General features: G+C 58.0%; 23 protein-coding genes. 14 read left to right on the plus strand and 9 right to left on the minus strand.

Features of this window, described 5'->3' with window-relative positions:
• Positions 1 to 157: 157 nt before the first annotated feature.
• Complete coding sequence (fliE, locus tag WN53_RS23850) at positions 158 to 472, minus strand: flagellar hook-basal body complex protein FliE (protein ID WP_046808515.1); 315 nt, start codon at positions 470 to 472, stop codon at positions 158 to 160.
• A gap of 318 nt (positions 473 to 790) precedes the next feature.
• Here fliE and fliF point away from each other — a divergent pair, with 318 nt between their 5' ends.
• The 14 genes from fliF (at position 791) to sra (ending at position 12,248) form a co-directional block, all read left to right on the plus strand.
• A complete protein-coding gene (gene fliF, locus WN53_RS23855; RefSeq protein ID WP_024486394.1) occupies positions 791 to 2,479 on the plus strand; it encodes a flagellar basal-body MS-ring/collar protein FliF in 1,689 nt (562 codons plus the stop codon).
• The gene (fliG, locus tag WN53_RS23860) at positions 2,476 to 3,468 is read left to right on the plus strand and encodes a flagellar motor switch protein FliG (RefSeq protein WP_024486395.1); all 993 of its coding nucleotides are present in this window, start codon (positions 2,476 to 2,478) and stop codon (positions 3,466 to 3,468) included. Before fliF ends, fliG begins: the two co-directional genes overlap by 4 nt.
• Positions 3,461 to 4,159: a flagellar assembly protein FliH gene (gene fliH / locus WN53_RS23865; RefSeq protein ID WP_024486396.1), complete on the plus strand. Its 699-nt coding sequence runs from the start codon at positions 3,461 to 3,463 to the stop codon at positions 4,157 to 4,159. The genes fliG and fliH overlap by 8 nt, the downstream gene beginning before the upstream one ends.
• Entirely contained in the window at positions 4,159 to 5,520 is a 1,362-nt protein-coding gene (fliI, locus tag WN53_RS23870; RefSeq protein WP_024486397.1) for a flagellar protein export ATPase FliI, read from the plus strand. Before fliH ends, fliI begins: the two co-directional genes overlap by 1 nt.
• Positions 5,521 to 5,538: 18 nt before the next feature.
• The gene (gene fliJ / locus WN53_RS23875) at positions 5,539 to 5,985 is read left to right on the plus strand and encodes a flagellar export protein FliJ (protein WP_024486398.1); all 447 of its coding nucleotides are present in this window, start codon (positions 5,539 to 5,541) and stop codon (positions 5,983 to 5,985) included.
• A complete protein-coding gene (locus tag WN53_RS23880) occupies positions 5,982 to 7,202 on the plus strand; it encodes a flagellar hook-length control protein FliK (RefSeq protein ID WP_024486399.1) in 1,221 nt (406 codons plus the stop codon). The genes fliJ and WN53_RS23880 overlap by 4 nt, the downstream gene beginning before the upstream one ends.
• Positions 7,203 to 7,337: 135 nt before the next feature.
• A complete protein-coding gene (gene fliL, locus WN53_RS23885; RefSeq protein ID WP_046808335.1) occupies positions 7,338 to 7,829 on the plus strand; it encodes a flagellar basal body-associated protein FliL in 492 nt (163 codons plus the stop codon).
• 6 nt (positions 7,830 to 7,835) lie between these two features.
• A complete protein-coding gene (gene fliM / locus WN53_RS23890) occupies positions 7,836 to 8,840 on the plus strand; it encodes a flagellar motor switch protein FliM (protein WP_021180954.1) in 1,005 nt (334 codons plus the stop codon).
• Entirely contained in the window at positions 8,833 to 9,246 is a 414-nt protein-coding gene (gene fliN / locus WN53_RS23895; protein ID WP_021180953.1) for a flagellar motor switch protein FliN, read from the plus strand. Before fliM ends, fliN begins: the two co-directional genes overlap by 8 nt.
• Complete coding sequence (gene fliO, locus WN53_RS23900; RefSeq protein WP_024486400.1) at positions 9,246 to 9,650, plus strand: flagellar biosynthetic protein FliO; 405 nt, start codon at positions 9,246 to 9,248, stop codon at positions 9,648 to 9,650. Before fliN ends, fliO begins: the two co-directional genes overlap by 1 nt.
• Positions 9,647 to 10,402 carry a flagellar type III secretion system pore protein FliP gene (gene fliP / locus WN53_RS23905; protein WP_037413205.1) on the plus strand — a complete coding sequence of 252 codons (756 nt, stop codon included), beginning with the start codon at positions 9,647 to 9,649 and terminating at the stop codon, positions 10,400 to 10,402. The genes fliO and fliP overlap by 4 nt, the downstream gene beginning before the upstream one ends.
• A 375-nt stretch (positions 10,403 to 10,777) precedes the next feature.
• Positions 10,778 to 11,047 carry a flagellar biosynthesis protein FliQ gene (gene fliQ, locus WN53_RS23910; protein WP_021180950.1) on the plus strand — a complete coding sequence of 90 codons (270 nt, stop codon included), beginning with the start codon at positions 10,778 to 10,780 and terminating at the stop codon, positions 11,045 to 11,047.
• 2 nt (positions 11,048 to 11,049) lie between these two features.
• On the plus strand, positions 11,050 to 11,832 hold the full coding sequence (fliR, locus tag WN53_RS23915) for a flagellar biosynthetic protein FliR (protein WP_046808336.1): 783 nt from the start codon (positions 11,050 to 11,052) through the stop codon (positions 11,830 to 11,832).
• Positions 11,833 to 12,122: 290 nt separating this feature from the next.
• Positions 12,123 to 12,248 carry a stationary-phase-induced ribosome-associated protein gene (sra, locus tag WN53_RS28820; protein ID WP_098930689.1) on the plus strand — a complete coding sequence of 42 codons (126 nt, stop codon included), beginning with the start codon at positions 12,123 to 12,125 and terminating at the stop codon, positions 12,246 to 12,248.
• Positions 12,249 to 12,405: 157 nt separating this feature from the next.
• Here sra and flgL read toward each other — a convergent pair whose 3' ends face one another.
• The 8 genes from flgL to flgE all read right to left on the minus strand — a co-directional run bounded on the left by flgL (position 12,406) and on the right by flgE (position 20,861).
• Positions 12,406 to 13,368 carry a flagellar hook-associated protein FlgL gene (flgL, locus tag WN53_RS23920; RefSeq protein ID WP_024486450.1) on the minus strand — a complete coding sequence of 321 codons (963 nt, stop codon included), beginning with the start codon at positions 13,366 to 13,368 and terminating at the stop codon, positions 12,406 to 12,408.
• A gap of 61 nt (positions 13,369 to 13,429) precedes the next feature.
• Positions 13,430 to 15,082 carry a flagellar hook-associated protein FlgK gene (gene flgK / locus WN53_RS23925; protein WP_024486451.1) on the minus strand — a complete coding sequence of 551 codons (1,653 nt, stop codon included), beginning with the start codon at positions 15,080 to 15,082 and terminating at the stop codon, positions 13,430 to 13,432.
• Between the two features lie 141 nt (positions 15,083 to 15,223).
• On the minus strand, positions 15,224 to 16,165 hold the full coding sequence (gene flgJ / locus WN53_RS23930) for a flagellar assembly peptidoglycan hydrolase FlgJ (RefSeq protein ID WP_024486452.1): 942 nt from the start codon (positions 16,163 to 16,165) through the stop codon (positions 15,224 to 15,226).
• Positions 16,165 to 17,265, minus strand: a complete 1,101-nt coding sequence (locus WN53_RS23935) for a flagellar basal body P-ring protein FlgI (protein WP_021180945.1) — start codon at positions 17,263 to 17,265, stop codon at positions 16,165 to 16,167. The genes flgJ and WN53_RS23935 overlap by 1 nt, the downstream gene beginning before the upstream one ends.
• 10 nt (positions 17,266 to 17,275) lie before the next feature.
• Positions 17,276 to 17,929: a flagellar basal body L-ring protein FlgH gene (gene flgH / locus WN53_RS23940; RefSeq protein WP_046808516.1), complete on the minus strand. Its 654-nt coding sequence runs from the start codon at positions 17,927 to 17,929 to the stop codon at positions 17,276 to 17,278.
• 125 nt (positions 17,930 to 18,054) lie between these two features.
• Entirely contained in the window at positions 18,055 to 18,837 is a 783-nt protein-coding gene (flgG, locus tag WN53_RS23945) for a flagellar basal-body rod protein FlgG (RefSeq protein ID WP_021180943.1), read from the minus strand.
• A 17-nt stretch (positions 18,838 to 18,854) separates the two neighbouring features.
• Complete coding sequence (locus WN53_RS23950; RefSeq protein WP_021180942.1) at positions 18,855 to 19,610, minus strand: flagellar basal body rod protein FlgF; 756 nt, start codon at positions 19,608 to 19,610, stop codon at positions 18,855 to 18,857.
• A 12-nt stretch (positions 19,611 to 19,622) separates the two neighbouring features.
• Complete coding sequence (flgE, locus tag WN53_RS23955) at positions 19,623 to 20,861, minus strand: flagellar hook protein FlgE (RefSeq protein WP_024486454.1); 1,239 nt, start codon at positions 20,859 to 20,861, stop codon at positions 19,623 to 19,625.
• Between the last annotated feature and the right edge of the window lie 17 nt (positions 20,862 to 20,878).

Below are 20,878 nucleotides of genomic sequence, written 5' to 3' on the forward strand. Positions count from 1 at the left end.
AAAGATTGGTGTTGCCCATAAAAAACACCGTCGACGCTCAAGACACCGGCTTGCCATGATTTATTGATTAGGCAAATGGGTCGAAAACCACTGAGAATCACATTAGGGAGGCTTACGCCAATACAGAGCTTGCGCTAAAGCCACCCTTTATTTACCGCTACACCGCCATATTCATCACGTCTTGATAAGCCGCAACCAGTTTATTACGCACCTGCACTCCCAGTTGCAAAGACACCGAAGACTTCTGCAGATCGACCATCACGTCGTTCAAACTGATACCCGGCACTCCCAATTCAAAATTCTGTGCTTGCTGGCGCGCAGTTTGTTGAGTCTCGCTGATCTTACCGAGAGCCGCCTTTAACTCATTGGCAAAGCTTGCTCCCTGCACCGGATCGTTTTGTCGCAGCGCTCCGGCCTGAACTGCCGTGGCTTGCAACTGCTGCACCACTCCTTCAATACCCTGAATTGCCATCATGACCTCGTCACTTCATTCATACCCTATGGATTTCAAGCGGTGGCCTGAAAGACGGCGGGAAAACCGCGCCTTCATTCGCCTGCATGATCCCGATGCTGAACACCCTACCACAGTGTTTTCCGGTTAAAGCGGCTAATTAACTGCAAAAACACCGGTTTATCGGGCCATCAAAATTTGCCCCTAGAGCAAATAATGGCATGCCCAAAAATGGGGGCGCTTTTGTTAGGCCGTAAAGAACTGAGTATTCAGGGAGTCTGTTTTGTCATCACACAACAACGCTAGCCATACCTCGAACCCACCAGAGTGGGTACCAGCATGAATGGTGAAAGCCGTGATAACGGCCTGCTGGCCCTATGGAATCGCCTGCGTGCCAACCCTAAAATTCCACTGCTGATCGCGGCCTCGGCGGCGATCGCCATCGTGGTTGCGCTGACGCTATGGGCCAAAAGCCCGGATTACCGCGTGCTGTACAGCAATCTCAACGATCGCGACGGCGGCGCTATCGTCACGCAACTCACGCAGATGAACATCCCCTATCGCTTTACCGAGAACGGCTCTGCGTTGATGATCCCGGCGGAAAAGGTGCATGAAACCCGCCTGCGTCTGGCGCAACAGGGGCTGCCTAAGGGAGGCGCCGTCGGCTTTGAACTGCTGGATCAGGAAAAATTCGGCATCAGCCAGTTCAGCGAGCAGATCAACTACCAGCGCGCGCTGGAAGGCGAACTGTCACGCACTATCGAATCCCTGGGGCCGGTACAGAATGCCCGTGTGCATCTGGCGCTGCCTAAGCCTTCGCTGTTTGTGCGCGAACAAAAGAACCCTTCGGCTTCAGTAACGCTAACGCTGCAACCTGGCCGCACCTTGGACGACGGCCAGATCAATGCCGTGGTGTATATGGTGTCCAGCAGCGTGGCCGGTTTGCCGCCGGGCAACGTCACGGTGGTCGATCAGGCTGGCCGCTTGCTGACCCAATCCGACGGCACCGGGCGCGATCTCAATGCCGCACAGCTGAAGTACGCCAATGAGGTTGAGAACCGCTATCAGCGCCGTATTGAAGCCATTCTGGCACCGATTGTCGGCAGCGCGAACGTGCGTGCACAGGTAACGGCACAAATCGATTTCTCCACCCGCGAGCAAACCGACGAACAGTACCAGCCCAACCAGCAGCCGGATAAATCCGCGATACGCTCCAGACAGTTCAGCCAGAGTGAACAGAACGGCGGGCAACCGATCGGCGGCGTACCGGGTGCCCTTTCCAACCAGCCGAGTGCAGCACCGACTGCACCGATAGAAACACCAAAAACTACGGCTGCGGGCAATACTAATACTCCCGCCACGGCAAACAATGCCAATAACAGCACCCGTACCGGGGCTAGCGGTAACGTAGCGCAAAACAGTCGCCGTGATGAAACCACCAACTATGAGGTGGATCGCACCATTCGTCATACCCAGCACAAGGCTGGGGCGGTGGAACGCCTGTCGGTCGCCGTGGTGCTCAACACCCTGGGCACCGATAAGGACGGCAAACCGCTGCCGATGAGCAAAGAACAGTTGGCCCAGGTGGAGTCGCTGGTCCGTGAAGCGATGGGTTACTCCAGCAGCCGTGGCGATACGCTTAACGTGGTCAACACCCAGTTCAACGATGTAGAGCAGACCGGCGGCGAGTTGCCTTTCTGGCAGTCACAGTCGTTTATCGATCAGTTGTTCAACGCCGGCCGCTATTTGCTGGTGCTGCTGGTGGCCTGGATCCTGTGGCGCAAGCTGGTTCGCCCACAGCTGCAAAGCCGTCAGCTCGCACAACAGGCCGCGATCACCGCTGCCAAGGCGCCAGCTAGCCGCCCGGCGGAGGTCAACAAGCCAAGTCATGAAGAGCAGGCGCTGCATAAGAAATCACAGCAGCGCGTCAATGCTGAAGTCCAGGGCCAGCGGATCCGCGAACTGGCAGATAAAGATCCACGCGTGGTCGCCCTGGTGATCCGCCAATGGATGAGTAACGAACTATGAGCCTGACAGGTACCGAAAAGAGCGCCATCCTGCTGATGACGCTGGGCGAAGATCGCGCCGCCGAAGTCTTCAAGCACCTCTCGTCACGGGAAGTGCAACAGTTGAGTGGCACCATGGCCAGCATGCGTCAGGTGTCCCACAAACAGCTGGGGGAAGTCCTCAGCGAGTTTGAAGACGATGCCGAACAGTATGCCGCGCTGAGCGTCAATGCCAGCGACTATCTGCGCTCGGTGCTGGTTAAAGCCTTGGGTGAAGAACGTGCCAGCAGCCTGCTGGAGGATATTCTCGAATCACGCGAAGACACCTCCGGCATGGAAACGCTCAACTTTATGGAGCCGCAGAGCGCGGCCGATCTGATCCGCGACGAACACCCGCAGATCATCGCCACCATCCTGGTACACCTCAAGCGTGGCCAGGCGGCGGATATCCTGGCCCAGTTCGAGGAGCGCCTACGCAACGACGTGATGCTGCGTATCGCCACCTTCGGCGGTGTACAGCCAGACGCCCTGGCAGAGCTGACCGAAGTGCTGAACAATCTGCTGGACGGCCAGAACCTCAAGCGCAGCAAAATGGGTGGCGTCCGTACCGCCGCCGAGATTATCAACCTGATGAAAACCCAGCAGGAAGAGGCGGTTATCGGTGCCATGCGCGACTACGACGGCGAGCTGGCGCAGAAGATCATCGACGAAATGTTCCTGTTCGAAAACCTGGTGGAAGTGGACGATCGCAGCATCCAGCGCCTGTTGCAGGACGTGGAAAGCGAATCCCTGTTGATCGCCTTGAAAGGGGCCGAACAGCCACTACGCGAGAAGTTCCTCAAGAACATGTCGCAACGTGCCGCCGATATCCTGCGCGACGATCTGGCCAACCGTGGCCCGGTGCGCATGTCGCAGGTGGAGAACGAACAGAAGGCCATCCTGTTGGTGGTACGTCGCCTGGCAGAAACCGGCGAAATGATCATCGGCGGTGGCGAGGACACCTATGTCTGATCGCCTCAACACCCTGCCCTGGCAGCCCTGGTCGCTTAACGACCTGGCGGATCCCAAACCGGTGCTGGAACCCGAAGCCCCACCTGAGGTGATCGTCATCCCGCAGGATGACAGCATCAACGAACAGCAACGGCTGGAGATGCTGCGTCTGCAGGCCCAACAACAAGGTCAGCAACAAGGCTTTGCCGAGGGCCAGCAGAAAGGCTATGACGCCGGTTTCCAGGCCGGGCTGGAGGAAGGCCGTCAGCAAGGCATTCTGGCAGGCCAACAGCAGCAGCAACCGATCACGGAACATTGGCAGCAGTTGGTCACCGAGTTCCAGCACACGCTGGACGCGCTCGACAGCGTGATTGCCTCACGCCTGATGCAGCTGGCCCTGACGGCGGCCAAACAGGTGATCGGCCAAGCGCCGGTGTGCGACGGCACCGCCCTGCTCGGCCAGATCCAACAGTTGATCCAGCAAGAACCGATGTTCAGCGGCAAACCGCAGCTGCGCGTACACCCGGATGATTACGAACGGGTAGAGCAGCAGCTTGGTGTCACCCTCAGCCTGCACGGCTGGCGGCTGCTGGCCGACGGACAGTTACACCCAGGCGGCTGCAAGGTCAGCGCAGAAGAAGGCGATCTGGATGCCAGCCTGGCCACCCGCTGGCATGAGCTGTGCCGTCTGGCCGCACCGGGAGAGCTGTGATGACCGTTCGTCTCGGCCGCTGGCTGAACTCGCTGGACAGTCTGGAAAAACGCATTGCCCGTGCGCCCGCGGTGCGCCGCTATGGGCGCCTGACCCGAGCCACCGGGCTAGTGCTGGAAGCCACCGGTTTGCAGTTACCGCTGGGGGCCACCTGCCTGATCGAACGCCATGACAGCGGTGTGGTGCAGGAGGTAGAAAGCGAGGTGGTCGGTTTTAACGGCCAGCGGTTGTTCCTGATGCCGCTGGAAGAAGTCGACGGCATCGTGCCCGGCGCTCGGGTCTATGCTCGCGTCTCCCCTGAAGGGCAAAGCGCCAGTAAACAGTTACCCCTTGGTCCGGCATTGCTTGGCCGGGTGCTCGACGGCGCTGCCAAACCGCTCGATGGTCTGCCAGCACCAGATACCGGCTACCGCGCGCCGCTGATCACCGCCCCGTTCAACCCGTTGCAGCGCACCCCGATCGAACAGGTACTCGACGTGGGCGTGCGCACCATCAACGGGCTGCTCACCGTGGGCCGCGGCCAGCGCATGGGCCTGTTCGCCGGTTCTGGCGTGGGTAAAAGCGTACTGCTCGGCATGATGGCGCGTTACACCCAGGCCGACGTGATCGTTGTCGGGCTGATCGGCGAACGTGGCCGCGAAGTGAAAGACTTTATCGAAAATATCCTCGGCCCCGAGGGGCGTGCCCGTTCGGTGGTGATCGCCGCACCGGCAGACGTTTCGCCGCTGCTGCGCATGCAAGGTGCCGCCTATGCCACCCGCATAGCTGAGGATTTCCGCGATCGTGGCCAACACGTGCTGCTGATTATGGATTCCCTGACCCGTTACGCCATGGCGCAACGTGAAATCGCCTTGGCGATCGGGGAACCGCCGGCTACCAAAGGCTATCCACCTTCGGTATTCGCCAAACTGCCTGCGCTGGTAGAGCGTGCCGGTAACGGCATCACTGGCGGCGGTTCCATTACCGCTTTTTATACCGTGTTGACCGAAGGTGATGACCAGCAAGACCCGATTGCCGATTCGGCACGTGCCATCCTTGATGGCCATGTGGTTCTTTCCCGGCGCTTGGCGGAGGCGGGCCACTACCCCGCCATCGATATTGAAGCTTCGATCAGCCGTGCCATGACCTCGCTGATCGACGAGGAGCATTACCGGCGGGTACGTAACTTCAAACAGATGCTGGCCAGTTACCAACGTAACCGCGATCTGATCAGTGTAGGAGCCTACGCCGCAGGCAGCGATCCGCTGCTGGACAAGGCCATGACGCTGTATCCGCAGATGGAAGCCTATCTGCAACAGGGCATCTTCGAGCGTAGCGGCTACGACGATGCCTGCCAGCAGTTGCAGCAACTGATTGTTTAACCACGGAGCCTGAGCACCATGAAACCACAATCACCGCTGATTATCCTGCGCGATCTGGCGCAGGATGCCGTAGAACAGGCCGCACAGCACCTCGGCCAGGCACGTCAGGCGCAACAGGCGGCGGAGCAACAGCTTGCCATGCTGCTCAACTACCAGGATGAGTATCGGCAAAAGCTGAACAACACTCTGTCTAGCGGCATGGGTTCCGCCAGTTGGCAAAACTACCAGCAGTTTATCGGCACGCTCGAGCAGGCCATCAGCCAGCATCGCCAGCAGTTGCTGCAGTGGAGCGAGAAGGTAGAACGGGCGGTCAAGCAGTGGCAGGACAAACAGCAGCGGCTGAACGCTTTTGAAACGCTCAACACCCGTGCCCTCAGCGCCGAACTGATACTGGAAAACAAGCGTGACCAAAAACTGATGGATGAGTTCGCTCAACGCAGTTCACAAAGGAATCTAAACCCATGAATCTCAACGTTCTCTCTGGCTTGCCAGCGACCGCTGACGGCACGGAGACTGGCCTTACCGCGCTGTCGTTGGATGATGCCGGACTGTCTGCCAGCTTTGCTCAACTGCTCGGCGAGCGCTTCACGCCCGAAGGTCAACTGAAAGGCAAGCCGAACGTGGCCCAGCTACTGGCCGAAGATCCACAAATCTCAACCCTCAGCCGCCAACAGCTTAACCAACTGCTGACCTCGTTTAGCGATCGTGGCCGGTTGCTGGCCGCTCCGCAGGAACTGGATACGGCAGACGATAGCCAAACCCGGTTAACCAAGCGCGATGACGAACAGCCGTTGCACCCTGTCGATACTTTGGATACGGCCAGCTTGCAGGCCCTGTTTGCCATGCTGCCTGCCAATGTAGTGCAGTCGTTACCGGGGAATGGGGTTGCAACCGCCGCTGAGCCAAACGGGGACGAAACGCCGCTGACAGGAGCTGCATCACTGTTAGCCACCCTGAGCGAAAAACCCGCGATATCCACTACCGGTCTGCCAGCGTCAAAATCGCAGCCGAACGCAGACGATAAATCCGCCTTGGCCGCCAAAACTGACGCGGCGGCGGTACTGTCTTCTCAGGCCGATGACAATCAGGATAGCGGCACCACCCCACTGAAACTGGCGGCTGAATCGACGCAATCTACTGCAACGCCACAGCACACGGCCCCTGCGCCAGTTTCCAGCCCGGTGATCGCCAGCCAACCCGTCAGCGCGACAGTGAGCGCACCGGCAACGCCACAGTTGAACGCTCAACTCGGCAGTCCGGAATGGCAACAGGCGCTGAGTCAGCAGGTGCTGATGTTCCACCGCAACGGCCAGCAGAGCGCCGAGTTACGCCTGCATCCGCAGGAACTGGGTGCCTTGCAAATCACGCTGAAGCTCGACGATAACCAGGCCCAGTTGCATATCGCCTCGGCACACGGCCAGGTTCGTGCGGCGGTGGAAGCCGCGCTGCCCCAACTACGCCATGCGCTGGCGGAAAGTGGCATCAACCTTGGCCAGAGCAGCGTTGGCGGTGAGTCACTGCCGCAGCCGCAACAGTCACAGCAGCAGGCCTCTCACCAAGGCGGGCAGCCTTCTTACCGTGAACAACACGGCAGCGCCGAAACCGGCGTTGAAGCCCTGAGCGCCCCAGCGGCGCTGCAGGCGATGGCCCGTTCGGTCGACGGCGTTGATATTTTCGCCTGACGGCGTGCAAACGCCCAAGCTGGCACGCTTTTCCCCGCCTATTCTGGCTATTGCAGCCCAGAATAAGCGGGATAATAGCTTTACATGTATTGCGTGCTGCCTATCTGCACGCAGAGAACAGGATTTGGCTTAGTAATGTCTCAGAACTCCCTTCCAACAGCAGCAACAAAAAAACGTCCAATACTGGTGATCCTGCTGGTACTGATCGCCTTGGGCGCATGTGGTGCCGCAGGCTATAGCTGGTGGTTGATGCAGCAGCATAAGAACGGTCAACCCACCGCCGAGGAAAAAAAACAGCCACCTCCGGCACCGGTGTTTATGCCGCTGGATACCTTTACCGTCAATCTGGTGACGCCGGATAACAACACGGACCGCGTGCTGTATATCGGCCTGACGCTGCGCCTGCCAGATGAAGAAACACGCCGCCGGCTGAACGATTTTCTGCCGGAAGTGCGTAGCCGTCTGCTAATGCTGCTTTCACGACAGGAAGCAAGCCAACTGGCCAACGAGCAAGGGAAACAGCAACTGGTGGCACAGATAAAAGACGTGCTCAGCCCACCGCTGGTTACGGGACAACCGAAGCAAGTGGTCAGCGATGTGCTGTTCACTGCCTTCATACTGCGGTAATAAACCATGGGCGACAATATTCTTTCACAGGCCGAGATCGACGCACTGCTCAATGGCGACAGCGCGGGGGATGAACCCGCCGCCGTCATCGGTCATGAAAGCGAGGTCAAACCTTACGATCCCACAACCCAACGCCGCGTGGTGCGTGAGCGCCTGCAAGCGCTGGAGATCATTAACGAGCGTTTTGCCCGTCAGTTTCGCATGGGGCTGTTTAACCTGTTGCGCCGTAGCCCGGACATTACCGTCGGGGCGATCAAGATCCAGCCATACCATGAGTTTGCCCGCAACCTGCCGGTGCCGACCAACCTGAACCTGGTCCACCTGAACCCATTGCGCGGCACGGCGCTGTTTGTGTTTGCCCCCAGCCTGGTGTTTATCGCCGTGGATAACCTGTTCGGTGGCGATGGCCGTTTTCCTACCAAGGTCGAAGGCCGGGAATTTACGCCAACCGAACAGCGGGTGATCAAGCGTATGTTGCGTTTGGCGCTGGACGCCTACGGCGATGCCTGGAGCGCCATCTACAAGATCGATGTGGAATACGTACGTGCCGAAATGCAGGTCAAGTTCACCAATATCACCACCTCTCCCAACGATATCGTGGTAACCACGCCGTTCCAGGTGGAGATCGGGGCGCTGAGCGGTGAGTTCAATATCTGTATTCCATTCGCCATGATCGAGCCATTGCGCGAGTTGCTGACTAACCCACCGGTGGAGAACTCCCGCCAGGAAGACAGCCAGTGGCGAGAAACGCTGGTGAAACAGGTTCAGCACTCCGAACTTGAACTGATAGCCAACTTTGTCGATATCCCGATGCGCCTGTCGAAAGTGCTGAAACTCCAGCCGGGCGACGTGTTACCGATCGATAAGCCGGAACGCCTGATCGCCCATGTTGACGGCGTCCCGGTCTTGACCAGCCAATACGGCACCTTGAACGGGCAGTACGCCCTGCGTGTTGAACATTTGATTAACCCTATTTTGAATGCCCTGAGTGAGGAACGGCCCAATGAGTGATCCTAAACAACCGTCTGGCGAAGAGAAGGACTCCGTAGACGATCTGTGGGCTGATGCGTTTAACGAGCAACAGGCGACCGAAAAATCCGCCTCTACCGAAGGCGTATTCAAGTCGCTGGAAGCTCAGGATGCGTTGGGTAGCCTGCAAGATATCGATCTGATCCTGGATATTCCGGTCAAGCTGACCGTGGAGCTGGGCCGTACCAAGATGACCATCAAAGAACTGCTGCGCCTGTCGCAAGGCTCGGTGGTGGCGTTGGATGGTCTGGCCGGTGAGCCATTGGATATCCTGATCAACGGCTATCTGATTGCTCAGGGCGAAGTGGTGGTGGTCGGCGACAAGTTCGGCGTACGCATCACCGATATCATCACGCCTTCCGAGCGCATGCGCCGCCTGAGCCGCTGATGAACCCCAACGCCAGCGTGCAGACGCAAAGCACCCAGCAGCCCGCCGGTTCGGCGCTGCCCACCGGTTCGGTATTGATGCAGGTCAGCAGCGCGCTCGGCGCTATATTGCTGCTGATCCTGCTCGCTGGCTGGCTGTTTCGCCGGCTGGGTTTTGCCCCGCAGGCCCGTGGCAATCAAAAATTGCTCAACCTGCGTGCCAGCTGTCAGGTTGGCCAACGCGAACGCGTGGTGGTGGTTGAAGTGGATAACACCTGGCTGGTGCTGGGCGTTACGGCTCAGCAGATCACCCCGTTGCACACCCTGCCCGCCCCACCGGCACAGGAAGCAACCGACCATAAATCACCGGCAGATTTCCGCCAGTTAATGCAAAACGTATTAAAACGCCCGGATAAATCGGCATGAATCCACTCTCCCATCGCCGGGCTTTTGGCCCGCTGCTGGCCGCTGGCCTGCTACTTCTCAGCCCTGCGGCTTTGGCACAGTTGCCGGGGCTGATTAGCCAACCTACTGCCAACGGCGGCCAAAGTTGGACGCTGCCGGTGCAAACGCTGGTACTGATCACCTCACTCAGCTTCCTGCCAGCGATGCTGCTGATGATGACCAGCTTCACCCGCATCATCATCGTGCTGGGGCTGCTGCGTAACGCCCTCGGCACCCCGTCGGCACCGCCCAATCAGGTGATGCTGGGGCTGGCGCTGTTCTTGACCTTTTTCATCATGTCACCGGTGTTCGACAAGGTGTACCAGGATGCCTACCTGCCGTTCAGCCAGGACAAGATCAGCATGGAGGTAGCGATCGACAAAGGTTCGCAACCGCTGCGCGAGTTTATGCTGCGCCAGACGCGGGAAAGCGATCTCGCCCTGTATGCCAGGCTGGCTAACCTGCCCGCGTTGGAAGGCCCAGAGGCCGTCCCGATGCGTATTCTGTTGCCCGCCTATGTCACCAGTGAGCTGAAAACCGCCTTCCAGATTGGTTTTACCGTGTTTATTCCGTTCCTGATCATCGACCTGGTGGTGGCCAGCGTGCTGATGGCGCTCGGGATGATGATGGTGCCACCCGCGACCATCTCGCTACCGTTCAAGCTGATGTTGTTTGTACTGGTGGATGGTTGGCAGTTGCTGTTGGGATCGCTGGCGCAGAGTTTTTATAGCTAGATCGGTGTTGCCCCCTCGCCCTCACCCTAACCCTCTCCCCCAGGAGAGGGGACCGATCGAGTGTGCTGATGCCGTAGTATTCTTGCCGAAGGTGCAGAGATTTATCAAGAGCAGCATTTAGCTCTCTCTCCCCTCGACGATGGGGCCGATCGAGTTTGTTGTTGCTTTAGTGTTCTTTCCGAAGGAGCACAGGCTTACCAAGAGCACAGATTAGCCCCCTCTCCCCTCGAAGAAGGGACCTATCGAGTTTGTTGTTACTTTAGAGCTCTTGCCGAAGGAGCACAGGCTTACCAAGAGCACAGATTAGCCCCCTCTCCCTTCGGGAGAGGGTTGGGGTGAGGGGCAGAACGCAACCTCCCATATTGGAGAAAAGAGATGACACCTGAATCGGTAATGGCGCTGGGTACGGAAGCGATGAAAGTGGCGCTGGCGCTAGCCGCCCCGCTGCTGCTGGCCGCGCTGTTCAGCGGGCTGATCGTCAGCCTTTTGCAGGCCGCCACGCAGATTAACGAAATGACGCTGTCGTTCATTCCCAAAATTCTCTCCGTGGTCGCCACCCTGATCGTTGCCGGGCCGTGGATGCTCAACCTGCTGCTGGACTACATGCGCATGCTGTTCAGCAACCTGCCGAACCTGATCGGCTAACCATGCTAACCTTTGACAGCGCCCAACTCAGCGTCTGGCTCAGCCAGTTCTTCTGGCCTCTGCTGCGCGTCCTGGCGCTGATTAGCACCGCCCCGCTGTTCAGCGAAAAACAGATCTCCAAGCGGGTGAAAATTGGCCTGGGCGGCCTGATCGTCTTGCTAATCGCTCCCACGCTGCCTACCAGCAATATCCCCCTGTTTTCCGTCACCGGCCTGTGGCTGGCCGTACAGCAGATCCTGATCGGCGTGGCGATCGGTTTGACGATGCAGTTCGCCTTTGCTGCAGTGCGCTTGGCAGGTGAGGTGATCGGCATGCAGATGGGGCTGTCCTTCGCTACCTTCTTCGACCCCTCCGGCGGCCCCAATACGCCACTGCTGGCGCGCCTGCTGAACCTGCTGGCGATGTTATTGTTCCTCAGCTTCGATGGTCACCTGTGGCTGATCTCGCTGCTGGCAGACAGCTTCCATACCCTGCCGATCCAGGCACAGCCGCTGAACGGCAACGGTTTCCTGGCGCTGACCCAGGCAGGAACACTGATCTTCATTAACGGTATGATGCTGGCGCTGCCGCTGATCTGCCTGCTGCTGACACTGAACCTGGCGCTTGGCCTGCTCAACCGCGTTACCCCGCAGCTTTCGGTATTTGTGATCGGTTTCCCGGTCACGTTAACCATCGGCATGTTGACCCTTGGCATGATGATGCCGATGCTGGCCCCCTTCTGCGAGCATCTGTTCGGTGAGTTTTTCGATCGGCTGGCGGCAGTGATCGGCGGTATGTCCCCTTAACACAGAGGTTTGCCGCGAGACAAACTAGCAGGGAAAGATATTTTCCGAGATAAAAAGTTGAAAAAGTGAAATTAACCAGATTTAGCGGCGATTATCCTGCCGGGCTTGAATAATAAAATACCCCCCTTAGAATGGCCTCATTAAATAAATCCCACGCCGTATAAAAAACGGTAACAGACCATTAAGCTGGTCACGTGATTTATTAACATTAACGGAACACCCAGAAAATAAAATAACCGCACCTTATGGCGGCGGGACTTTATTTATCTCAATATAGCCAGGAGCATCAAATGAAAGCGAAAACTAACAGAAAAGCACGCAGAGCCTTGGGCATGGCGCATTGGACCACTAATCGCATTCAGATCACAGCGTCCGCCTGCGGAAAAATCTGGACCGTAGCCAAAAAGAAAAAATAATCTGTTTTTAATGCGTAGCGTTAAAAATAGTAAGATCACTTATCCAGCCTGAATATCCTGACGTTTCCCGCCGTTAAATCAGGCTGTGTAAAAACGGTACTGCGCTCTATATCCACGTTATAGGGCGCAGTGCCCTACAAGCGTGAATAACTATTTCTTATCGATTCATCTGAAATAACGACATACCTTGCATATCGCTGAAGGTTTTATAAGAGGCTTGCAAAGCCGCCTGCTGCATATAGTAAGACGAAATCGCCTCCACCACATCCGCATCAACCAGCGCGGTCAGCTGATTTTGGTTAGCCGTATTGTTTTCGATGCCGATGCTGTCCAGCACGTCCAACTCTTGCAACTGAGTCCCCAGCACCGCATTGGTACTCAGCACGTTGTTATAGCTGTTATCCAGGCCACGGGTTGCCTTATCGAGCGCTGCCGTCACCTGCTCACGGGTAGCCTCATCGGCCCCCTGCAGCGGGGTCTTCAACGCTTTCAACGCCATGTCGATGCTCTCGAACACGTTGGCTTCGGAAGGGCTGCCGTCCGGTTCCGGTTTGATATTGCTGGTCAGCGACATAAATATCGAGCTGCCGGTGTGGCCCACGGTCATGGTGCGGTTGGCGTCCACTTTCTGCTCAATGGCCGAGCTGCTGCCCTGGTAAACCACCTTGCCACCCTGCTCGACAAACGGGGCTTTGTCATTGGCAAAGCCGGCAAAAATAAAACGGCCGTTACCGTCGGTGCTGTTGGCCTGGCTGAGTAGCTGATCTTTCAGCCCCTGCAACTGGGTGGCCAAAGAGTCACGGTCATTGTCGCTGATCGTGCCGTCACCGGCGTTGACGATCAGCGTTTTCATGTCCTTGATGCCGTCGGCGGCGCTACGCAACACGGTTTCTTCCATCGAGATATTCTGACGGGCAAAGGTGCGCGCCAATGCGTACTGGCTGTTTTCTGACACCGACTGCGAGATCATCACCGCCTGTGACGCCGCTAACGGATCGTCCGAAGGGTAAAGCACGCGCTTGCCGCTGGAAAGCTGCTGCCCGGACTGCATCCACAGAGACTGATTATTGGTGACCCCCGACAGATTCTGTTGGTAGATCATGCTGGTGCTCATGCGCATGGGTTGGGTTCCTCACTAAGGGCATCCACAGCCAGCATACCGGCTGCGGTTAACGGTAAAATCAACGAATATTCAGTATGGCGTCAAACAACGAGCTGGCGGTCTGGATCACCTGCGCATTGGCCATGTAATACTGTTGGAAACGCAGCAGTTCGCCGTACTCTTCGTCCAGGTTAACCCCGGAGATGGACTGCTGTTGGGTTTGCAATTGGGTCACAATATTGGTTTGTGCGGTGGCGTTGACCTTGGCGGTAGCGGTCTGGTTACCCACGCTGCTGACCAATCCGGCATAGGCGCCGCTCAAGGTTGCTTTGCCATCCACCACTTTGGCGGTTTGCAGATCGAGCAGTTTCTTGACGTTGTCATTATCGCCCTTACCGCCATCTTCCGTTCCTGCGGCAGCAAACTTGGCCGAGTCGCTGATGGCAACCTTCAGGGTACCGGCCACATCGCTAACCGGCTTCACGGTAAAGCTGTCATTCTTTTTCGCGTTGCCCGTCACGCCGATCTCCAGGCCATCAAAGCTCAGCGTCGGTTTGCCATCCGCATCGGTGCCTGCGGTGGCAGGTACCTTGACGTTGTCGGACAGGCGAGTGACCTGCCAGTTGGCACCGTCAAACTCCATGCGGTAGTCGCTGGCCTTGACCTTGCTGGTGTCGGTAAAGGAGACCGACAGCGAGGCATTGCCGGTGTTGTTGGTATTGTTGACCGTACGCCCACCTGAGAAGCTGAAGAAATCCTCCCCCGGATCGCCGTTGATATCAAAGCCTTCGCGATGCTGCTGGTTAAAGCTATCGGCCAGCGCCAGGGCCAGTTGCCCCAACTGGTTGCGTGCGCCGTCCAACGATTCACTACGGAACTTCAGCACGCCGCTGACGCTGCCGCTGCCAATCTGGCTTTCCGGGATTTCGTTAGCGCCATTGCCGCGATCGTAACCGAGCGTCAGGCGAGACGGGTCTTTGCTGGAAGGCATCGCCGTCACCTGATAGGAGGAGTTGCCCTGCACCAGCGTCAAACCGTTGGCGAAGGTCACGGTATAGGCATCACCGTCCTGCTGGGTGACCTGAACGCCGACCACCTTGTTAAGCTCCGTCACCAACTGATCGCGCTGATCCAGCAAGGCGTTCGGCTCGCTGCCGCCGCTGCTGGCCCGCACTTGGGTGATTTCGTTATTCAAGCGGGCGATTTGCTGGCTGTAAGTATTGATCTGGTTGGCGCTGTCGCTCAGTTGCTGGTTGACGCCCGCATCCATATCGCGCAGATACTTGTCCGCATTGTTGAACTGATTCACCAGGCCGTTGGCCTTGCCTAACACGGTCTGACGGGCTGCGTCATCCCCGGCATTGCTGACGACGTTTTGCAGATTTTTGAAGAAATCTTCCATCCCCGATGCCAGGGTGTTGGTTTTAGACGCCAGCAGGTTGTCGATCTGGGAGACCTTTTCGAAGTAGCTGTTCTGGGCCGAAGCTTCGCTTTGCGCCCCGCGCAGTTGGGTCATGATGAACTGGTTATACTCGCGATTGACCGTAGTCACGGTGGCTCCGTTGCCGATAAATCCGTTCATGGTGCCCAGGCCGCCGTTTTGCGCCAGGATCGCGGTTTGACGGTTATAGCCCGCCACGTTGTAGTTGGAAATATTATTACTGACGGTGCTAAGCGCAACCTGCGCCGCATTCAGGCCACTCATCGCGGTATTGATTAAGCTGTTGGACATAGAGGTTCCTTATGCTGCGGTGCCAGCGGCCCACAGAGGTCAAAAATTGTGCCGGGCGTTGCCATCCAGCCTGTTTGGGTTATCGGCCATCTGACGGCAAACTTGAGTAAAAAAATAGGCGCTGCATGCAGCGCCCGACGGCTAAAACAGATCCTGCAAATCGTGGGTATAGGCCTTGGTTACCTGCTCCCCAGTGCTTTTCATCTGCTGGATCATGCTGACCAGCTTTTTGGCATACAGCGGATCGGTCGCATAGCCGGCCTTTTGCAGCGCATGTGCCGCCTGCTCGGGGCTGCTGGCACTGGCAACGTTGACGTAGCGCGGGTTGTTGGTCAGCAGTTTGACGTAATCCCCAATCGCTTCCATATAGGAGCCATAGACGCGGAAGCGGGCCTTGATCTTCTTCGCCACCCCTTCCTCGAACTCGGTAGTGGTGATCTCCGTCACTGGACCGTCCCAACTGCTACCGGCCTTGATACCAAACAGGTTGTAACTGCGTGAGCCATCCGCCGCCGGGATCTCGCGTTGCCCCCAGCCAGACTCCAGCGCGGCCTGCGCCATGATCAACTGATGCGGAATACCGCTTTGCTGGCTGGCAACCCGTGCCGGAATAGACAGCTGCGCCACAAAATTGCCGTTGCTCAACGGCAAGGGAGGCGCCGAAGGTATTTTTGGCACCGCCCGGCGTACCATCTGTTCCAATGCCTGACGCGGCAAGGTCTGCAACACCTCGTTGTCCAGTGCCATCGGCACCGTCCCTGCGGTTTCGCTTGGGCGGCTGTTTCCGGCGGAGAGCTGCTTGACCATCATGTCCGCCAGCCCCAGGCCTTTCTGCGACATCTGTTGGGCGATCTGCTGATCGTACATCGAGGTATACAGCCGCGTCTGATCGCTGCTCAACACGCCATCCTGCGGCAACGCCGCACGCATGCTTTTCAGCATCATCTGCACGAACATACCTTCCACCTGCTGGGCCACCTGCTTGATATTGCCCTGCGGATCGGCGGCAACATCTCGCTTCAAGCCGTTCAGCGACTGGGTGTCATAGGCAGCACCCGACATAGCCATCAGATCGCTGCTCATCAGATAATTTCCAGTTTGGCGCGCAGGCAACCAGCGCTCTGCATTGCCTGCAAGATAGACATCAGGTCGATCGGCGTCGCCCCCAGGGCATTCAACGCGCGAACCACGTTATTGAGGTTGGCGCTGGCGTTCACTTTTTGCAGTGAGCCGCCCTGCTGCTGCACGGAAATCTGGGTATTCGGCGTCACCACGGTCTGGCCACCGCCGAATGGCGTATCCGGCTGGCTGACGGTGTTTTGCCGATCGACCACCACCGACAGGTTCCCTTGTGCCACCGCGCAGGAATCCAGTACCACATCGCGGTTCATTACTACCGAGCCGGTACGGGAGTTGATGATCACTTTGGCATCCATCGCCCCAACGTTAATGCTGATATTCTGAATATCCGCCAGGAAACGCACTTGCGAACTATTGCCGCGTGGCACCAGCACCTGCACGGTACGGGAATCGAGCGGAGAGGCAGTGCCGCCGCCGCGCTGGCGGTTGATGGCATCGCTGATCTGTTGTGCCAGGGTGAAATCATCGTCGTTCAGTTGCAGGTTGATCACGCCATCCTGGCCGAAGGTGGTAGGCAATTCGCGTTCGATGGAAGCGCCGTTGCTGATACGGCCACCGGCCAACTGATTGACCTGCACGCTGCTACCCCCGGAGGACGCACCGGCACCGCCGACCAGCACGTTACCCTGTGCCAGCGCATAGACCTGATTATCCACGCCTTTGAGCGGTGTCATCAGCAATGTCCCGCCGCGCAGGCTCTTGGCGTTACCCATTGAGGACACCACCACGTCAATGTTCTGCCCCGCACGGGAGAACGGCGGCAGCTTGGCGGTTACCATCACCGCTGCCACGTTTTTCAACTGCATGTTGGTGCCTGGCGGTACGGTGATCCCCAGTTGCGACAGCATGTTGCTCAGGCTCTGGGTGGTAAACGGGGTTTGCATGGTCTGGTCGCCAGAGCCGTCCAACCCCACGACCAGGCCGTAACCAATCAACGCGTTGTCGCGTACGCCCTGTACCGTCACCAGATCGCGGATGCGTTCCGCCGTCGCGGGCAGGCAAACCAGCATCATGGACAGTGTGAGAAGTAACTTTTTCAACATCGGTCAATCCTTAGAACGGTGAAACATTTAAGAAGAAGCGCTGTAGCCACCCCATGGTCTGCGCTTCATTGATATAGCCGTTGCCGACGTATTCAATGCGTGCATCCGCCACCTGGGTGGACGTGACCGAGTTATTGCCACTGATGGTGCGGGGGTTAACCACACCGGAGAAACGGATGAATTCGGTGCCCTGATTGATGGCAATTTGCTTTTCGCCCACCACGTGCAGGTTGCCGTTGGCCAAGACCTGATTGACCGTGACGGTAATGGTGCCGTTAAAGGTGTTGTTAGCGTTGGCCCCGCCCTTGCCGCCGAAGGTGCTGTCGCCGGAGATATCCATGTCGGCGCGCGCGTTACCGAGCAGCCCGTCGAGGTAACGCGGTGAAGTGGCTACGCCAAATTTGCTGGATCCGTTGCGGCTGGCGTTGGCGGATGAGCTCTTGCTGGCGCTGACGTTTTCTTGTAGCACGATGGTCAGGGTGTCGCCGATATTACGCGGGCGACGATCCTCAAACAGCGGCTGATAGCCGTAGTTCATCGGCTGCACCGTCTGGAAAATCGAACCGTTCGGCACCGGAGCGCCTGCCGGAGCGGGCTGAGCCGTGGTAGCCCCGTCAACCAGGGGGGTATGCGGAATATAGGCACAGCCGCCGACTGTCAGCATCAGCAGCCCGGCCAGGACGCGTTTGCCTTGCTGCGGCACGCTGGCCGCTAAAAAGGTGGTTACCACGGGTATCGCCTTTGTTGCTCTGGATAAGGATTACGGGCGCAGCAAGCCGCGCCCGTCGATTACAGTTGCGTCAGCTTTTGCAGCATCTGGTCAGACGTTGATACCGCTTTGCTGTTGATCTCATAGGCGCGCTGGGTCTGGATCATGTTGACCAGCTCTTCCGCCACGTTGACGTTAGAGGTTTCAACATAACCCTGATACAACAGGCCTGCCCCGTTGAGGCCAGGGGTACTTTCGTTAGGCGCGCCGGAGCTTTCGGTTTCCTGGTACAGGTTTTCACCCATGCTTTCCAGACCGCTATCGTTGATAAAGGTGGTCAACGTCAGTTGCCCGACCTGCTGCGCCGCCGTCTGGCCCTGCTGGGTCACGCTGACGATGCCATCACGGCCCACGGTAATGCTCAGGGCGTTGGCCGGAATGGTGATCGCCGGTTGTACCTGAAAACCACTGGCGGTTACCAACTGGCCATTCTGATCGATCTGGAATGAACCATCGCGGGTATAGGCCTGGGTGCCATCCGGCAACACCACCTGGAAGAAGCCCTGCCCCTTGATCGCCACGTCTTTGCTGTTGTTGGTCTGCGACAGGTTGCCCTGGCTGTGGATGCGCTCGGTCGCCACCGGACGTACGCCGGTACCAATCTGCAAACCGGAAGGCAGCGTGGTCTGCTCGGAAGACTGAGCCCCGGGCTGACGCATGGTCTGGTACAGCAGATCTTCAAACACCGCACGCTGGCGTTTAAACCCGTTGGTACTGACGTTCGCCAGGTTGTTGGCGATCACGTCCATATTGGTCTGCTGCGCATCCAGACCGGTTTTGGCAATCCATAAGGATGGGATCATGATTTATTCCTCTGCACTCAGCTCATTGACAGCAATGAGTTGGCGCGCTGTGCGTTTTCATCCACGCTGTGGATGACCTTCATTTGCATTTCGAACCGGCGAGCGTTGGCGATCATATCCACCATCGTCTCCAGCGGTTTGACGTTGCTGCCCTCCAACACCCCCGGCATGATCCGTACATCAGGATCGTTCGGTAGTTGGTTGCCACGCTGCTGCTGAGCCTCGGCAGTCAGATGGAACAGGCCGTCGTCCCCGCGCACCACTTCCCGAGCATCGGCCTTCACCAGCTTCAAGCGGCCAATCTGGGAAATGGTGTTAGGCGGATCGCCCGGATTTAACGCCGAGATGGTGCCGTCCGCCGCCAGCGTCAGTTCTGCCTGCGGCGGGGCTTCGATTGGCCCGCCATCGCCCATAAGCGGCACACCCTGCACCATCAACTGCCCGGTGGAGGAGATCTGGATGCTGCCGTTACGGCTGTAGGCTTCAGTGCCATCCGGCAGCCTTAGCGCCAGAAAGCCGTCCTGCTGCAATGCCACATCCAGTGGCCGCCCGGTGTAGTTCAGCGGCCCTTGGCTCATGTCAGCCCCCGGCGTCGAAGCTGCCACCAGCGTCCGCGTCTGCATGCTTGGCCCATCAACCGGCACCGCACGCAGCGCCGAAAGCTGTGCGCGGAACCCCGGCGTGGAGGCGTTGGCCAGGTTGTTGGCCGTGACCGACTGCTGCTCCAGCGTCTGCCGGGCTCCACCCATCGCGGTATAAATCGCGTGATCCATAAATCAATCCTATTAGCGCAGGCTGACCAGCGTTTGCAGGATCGAATCCTGGGTTTTGATGGTTTGCGCGTTTGACTGGTAGTTACGCTGCGCGACGATCATGTTTACCAGTTCCTGACTCAGATCGACGTTGGAAGACTCCAGCGCTCCGCTGGTCAGTGAACCGAAACCGCCGCCGCCCGCCAGGCCCACACGTGGCTGACCTGAAGCACCGGTCTCCTTCCAGACGTTATCACCCTGTGCGGCCAGCCCTTCCGGGTTGGAGAAGTTGGTCAACACGATCTGCCCCAGCAACTGGGTCTGCTGGTTGTTGTATACCCCGACCACGGTGCCGTCTTTGTTGATCTGGAAACCCTGGTATTCCCCGGTGGCATAGCCGTCCTGGGAAATCTTGCTGACAGAGTCACTGCCGACGTTCTGTTGCAGGCTACCGGCAAAGCTCAGGTTAAAGTTTTGCGCCAGCGCGCCGTCTTTAGCCGACATTGGCACGACCAGGTTGAATGGCGTGGTGCTTGGCTGACCCTGCGCATTCAGCGTGCCGGTCAGCGTACCGCTGTTGTCAAAGTTCAGGCTGCCCGCTTTGGCCGACGGAGCACCCGTCACGCTGCCGTCCTGGGTGTAAACGTCCCACTTGTTATCCGCCGTTTTAACAAAGTAGGCGTTGATGTTGTGAGCGTTGCCCAGGGTGTCATAGGTGGTAATGGTGTTGACGTAGTTAAACGAGTCGGTCTTGTTGGGATCGAATGGCGTCACCGCCGGTGGCTTATGGGTCGATTTCAGGTTGGCCACCATATTGCCGCTGGTGCTGGCTTTGGCGTTCATCATGCCTTCAGGGATGCTCAGCGGTACCGGATCGGCCCCTTGCTGGATGGTTGGCGGCGAACCAGCAGCCGGGTAGCCGGTCAGGCTCAACCCTTGCATGTTGGTGATGTTGCGGTTGGCATCCATGATGAACTGCCCATTACGCGTATAGAAGATGCCGCCATCGGCGTCTTGCATACGGAAGAAGCCGTTCTGGCTGATGGCGATATCCATTGCCCGGTTGGTGTTGGTGGTAGTACCGCCGTTGAAGTTCTGGGTGATCCCCGCCACTTTCACCCCCAGCCCGACCTGCGAGCCGGCAAACATATCGGCAAAGGATACGCTGCCAGATTTAAAGCCGTAGGTGGCGGAGTTGGCGATGTTGTTACCAATCACATCCAGGTTGGTTGCAGCCGCGTTTAAACCGCTGACCGCTTGAGAAAAAGCCATGTCGTTCTCCGAAATAG

The sequence above is a fragment of the Serratia fonticola genome (genome assembly GCF_001006005.1).
Taxonomy (GTDB): domain Bacteria; phylum Pseudomonadota; class Gammaproteobacteria; order Enterobacterales; family Enterobacteriaceae; genus Chania; species Chania fonticola.